Origin of the sequence: uncultured Shimia sp., from assembly GCF_913054185.1 — a bacterium.
Classification (GTDB): domain Bacteria; phylum Pseudomonadota; class Alphaproteobacteria; order Rhodobacterales; family Rhodobacteraceae; genus Shimia.
In genome coordinates this window covers 1-3,494 of record NZ_CAJXIV010000165.1, presented here as the reverse complement: position 1 = coordinate 3,494, position 3,494 = coordinate 1, and the positions used below count along the sequence as shown (strand labels likewise).

3 protein-coding genes and 1 pseudogene are annotated in these 3,494 nt (G+C 58.5%); 3 read left to right on the top strand and 1 reads right to left on the bottom strand.

Features of this window, described 5'->3' with window-relative positions:
• The 3 genes and pseudogenes from QZ517_RS19860 to QZ517_RS19850 form a co-directional block, all read left to right on the top strand.
• Nucleotides 1-222: pseudogene (locus QZ517_RS19860) on the top strand (transcriptional repressor); the annotation flags it as partial.
• The gene (locus QZ517_RS19855) at nt 219-977 is read left to right on the top strand and encodes a metal ABC transporter ATP-binding protein (RefSeq protein WP_294230735.1); all 759 of its coding nucleotides are present in this window, start codon (nt 219-221) and stop codon (nt 975-977) included. The pseudogene QZ517_RS19860 and the gene QZ517_RS19855, both read left to right, overlap by 4 nt.
• A 1-nt stretch (nt 978) precedes the next feature.
• Entirely contained in the window at nt 979-1,779 is an 801-nt protein-coding gene (locus tag QZ517_RS19850) for a metal ABC transporter permease (RefSeq protein WP_294230742.1), read from the top strand.
• An 85-nt stretch (nt 1,780-1,864) separates the two neighbouring features.
• Here the strand turns inward: QZ517_RS19850 and QZ517_RS19845 are convergent, their stop codons facing one another.
• The gene (locus tag QZ517_RS19845; RefSeq protein WP_294230739.1) at nt 1,865-3,040 is read right to left on the bottom strand and encodes a serine hydrolase domain-containing protein; all 1,176 of its coding nucleotides are present in this window, start codon (nt 3,038-3,040) and stop codon (nt 1,865-1,867) included.
• Nucleotides 3,041-3,494: the final 454 nt, after the last annotated feature.

Below are 3,494 nucleotides of genomic sequence, written 5' to 3'. Positions count from 1 at the left end.
CACAAGATCCAAAAGTTAAACGCTTATATTGCCTGCGCCCACCCCGGGGATTCGCATACGCCGGTGTTTCTGATTTGTCGTGGATGCGAAACCGTGGCCGAAACCGCCGCGTCGCTCAAATCCACGTTGGGCGAAGTTGCTGACAAGATTGGATTTAAGATCGAGACCACAATTGTAGAGGCCGAAGGCATGTGCCCAACCTGCGCTGCGGCTGCCACATGAGGCTGGTCACCATCAACGGGCTGTCAGTGAAACATGGCAACCATCAAGCCTTGGCCAACGTGGCACTCACCGTCGACAAAGGGGAGATTGTCACCATCGTTGGCCCCAATGGCAGCGGCAAATCCACGCTTTTGCGGTGCATCATTGGCGCAATGACGCCCGACAGTGGCACTATCCTAAAAGCGGCTGGCATGCGGATGGGCTATGTGCCCCAGAAACTGGCGATTGATGCCACCATGCCGCTGACGGCCGCGCGGTTTTTGTCTTTGCCCAAACGACGGGACAGAATGCACATTCAGGAAGCGCTGCAGCAAGTCGGGGCGGACGGGTTACAAGACCGCCCGATGGCAGGATTGTCAGGTGGACAATTTCAGCGTGTGCTGTTGGCGCGGGCTTTGATGGACAAGCCGGACCTCCTAATCCTCGACGAGCCGACCACTGGGCTGGACCAACCTGGCTCTGCCGATCTTTATACCCAAATCGAACACGTAAGACGCGACTCAGGCGCGGCGATCCTAATGGTCAGCCATGAGTTACACGTGGTGATGAGCGCATCTGATCGCGTGGTCTGCCTGAACGGCCATGTGTGCTGCCATGGCACGCCGGAGATTGTCGCCTCAGCACCGGAATATCGCGCGCTGTTTGGCACCGGAACCCACGGCGCGTTGGCACTCTATCGCCACGAGCATGACCACCACCATCACCACGATCATGACGACGCGCATGATTGTGGACACGATCACGGACCTCATTGATATGTTTGACGACTTCCTCATCCGCGCCTTGTTCGCCGGCGTCGGCGTGGCCTTGGCGGCAGCGCCTTTGGGCTGCTTTGTTGTGTGGCGGCGCATGGCCTATTTTGGCGACGCCACAGCCCATGCGGCGATCCTTGGGGTGGCGCTGTCTTTGGGGTTTGGGGTGTCGATTTTCCTTGGCGCATTGGGGGTGGCTTTGGCGATGGCATTGACCGTATCCAACCTGTCTGAGCGCGGTTATGGGGTGGATACCATCCTGGGTGTTTTAGCGCATTCTGCGCTGGCGTTTGGGCTTGTGGCGGTGTCGTTTTTGCAAGGGGTGCGACTGGATCTGAACGCCTATTTGTTTGGGGACATTCTGGCGGTCAGCAAATCCGATTTGCTAGTGATTTGGTCTGGCGCAGCCTTGGTGGTGGGCCTGATGATTTGGCGCTGGCAGGCACTTTTGACCTCCACGGTGAACCGTGGACTGGCCTACGCCAGCGGGATCAATCCCAAGCGGGAACAACAACTTATGACCCTTGGCCTCGCCATTGTGGTGGCCGTCGCGATCAAGGTTGTAGGCGCTCTGCTAATTGTGGCCATGCTGATCATTCCTGCAGCAGCGGCGCGCGCCGTAGCCCGCTCACCCGAGGCTATGGCCTTTGGGGCGGCGGGCATTGGGGCGCTGGCCGCAGTGGGGGGATTGGGCATGTCGTATCAAATGGACACACCTGCCGGGCCGTCGATTGTTTGCGCGGCGTCGGTGCTGTTTCTCGCGTTCAATCTGGTGGCACGAGTGATGCTAAAAGACGCCCGTTAACCTGCCAAAAACCACGTCGGTATTGCGTCGGTATCACGGCTGTTTTGCGGAGGTGCGTATTTTGGCAGCTCCGCGTCGTTAACCCTTATTCCGTGAGAGCCGCGTGTACCAAAGCTTTGAGCTGTGGCCGCGTGGGATAAGAGCTGGATGGGGAGAGCTGTGTGAAGAACACCACCGACAGCTTTTCCACAGGATCAGTCCAGAAAAATGTGGAGGCCATGCCGCCCCAGCTGAAGTCGCCAACACTGCCAGCACAGCGGGCGCGGGCCGGATCAAGCACCACGGCACCGCCCAAGCCAAAGCCCATGCCGTCCATTGGCTGTTCCGCAAAACTCATCGGTCCCATGGAGGCAATGTCGCCGGGCAGGTGATTGGAGGTCATGAAGCGCACTGTACGTGGCGACAGCAGACGAACATCGCCCAACGCGCCGCCACAGCGCAGCATCTCAGCAAAGCGGAGGTAGTCATCCATCGTGCCGACAAGCCCGCCGCCGCCGGAGTGCATAGAAGCATTGAGGAACGGCGAGCCTTTGGGTGTGTCAAACATGCGCAATGTGTCTGCACCGATCTTGGCTTGATTGAGCGCCATCGCGTCACCTTCAAGCGGCGTATAGAGGTCGGCAAAACGCCCTTCGGTGCCGGGGATCACCGAAAACCCTGTTTCGGACATGCCCAGAGGGTCGAGGATTTCGGATTGAAAAAAGTCGGCAAGGGTTTGACCGGTGATGACCTCAATCACACGGCCCAGAATGTCGATACTGACGGAGTACTCCCAGCGCGAGCCCGGCTGGAAAGCCAATGGCAGCGTGGCAACCTGATCCGCCATATCAGCCAACGCGCCTTGGTCAGGCTTGAACAACAAGTCTTGTGCGTCCATTTCCGCCGCCAGAAGGCCGGGGTTAAACGGGTAACTGAGACCGCTGGTATGTGTTGCGAGTTGATGCAGCGTTGGCGTGGCGCAGGGCTCGACCTGATCCATCGTGGACGCGCTGGGCACCAGAGCCTGACAGTCTTTGAAAGCTGGAATGAAATTGGACACCGGCGCATCCAGATGCACAAGGCCGCGTTCCACCAGCATCATCAGCGCCACAGTGGTGATCGGCTTGGTCATCGAATAGATCCGCGCCACGGTATCGCGCTCAAACGGGTCGGCGGAAGCAATGCTGCGCAAACCGGTGGCATGGTCAAACACCACATCGCCATCCCGCGCAATCAAAGCCCCGCAACCGGCGTATTTGCGATCAGCGACAAGTTGGTCCATCCAGCCGGACAGCTGCGCCAAGCGGTTGGTGTCAAACCCCCGGTCCTGCGGTGATGCTGTGCCAATCATGGAGGCCTCCCAAACTGCCAAATCTGCCGCCTAGAGTGCCTTTTTGGCGCAACCACGGACAAGGTGGTAAGACTACGTAGTTCTTTGCCGGCCCCGGATAGTTGCGGGCGTGCAACCTATGTCCTTTGATCAGCACGCGGAATCGCCCATATTGAACTCAATCACAGGCGAGGAGGCCGCAGCGCGTGTTCACAAAAACCTTGAGACAGAAACTTGGGACGGCTTTCGCAACACTGGTCTTATCAATGGTAGCGCAAAGCGGTACGGCCCAGGACGCAGAGGCCCCTGCCCCGCAAACGGTTTATGTGTTTGGCAACAGTCTGGTGCATCACCTCACTGAAACAGATGAAACCACGGTGCCACATTGGCTGACCCAAATGGCAAC